Source organism: Parendozoicomonas verongulae (assembly GCF_009711465.1).
GTDB classification, from domain to species: Bacteria; Pseudomonadota; Gammaproteobacteria; order Pseudomonadales; family Endozoicomonadaceae; genus Sansalvadorimonas; species Sansalvadorimonas verongulae.
Window position 1 is genome coordinate 9,822 of record NZ_SMME01000768.1, and the last position, 218, is coordinate 10,039.

Below are 218 nucleotides of genomic sequence, written 5' to 3' on the forward strand. Positions count from 1 at the left end.
TGCCCGTGTACGCAGCTGGGTAAAGATGTCCAGAGCAGTTCTCAGGTTATCCATGCCACCCATGACCTGGAGATGTCTGCCCAGTGTTAACTCGATCTCCCTATCCTCACAGGGGGTGTTTGCCTGCCCCCCGGCCGCCAGAGTACGCAGCCGGACAAAGATGTCCAAGGCTGCTTTCAGATTGTTCATACCTCCCATAATCTGGAGATGCCTGCCCA

1 protein-coding gene is annotated in these 218 nt (G+C 56.0%); it reads right to left on the reverse strand.

The genetic code is table 11. The features are described from left to right. The coding region (locus E1189_RS23740) for a hypothetical protein (RefSeq protein ID WP_230460207.1) at window positions 1-218 on the reverse strand (218 nt) is incomplete at both ends.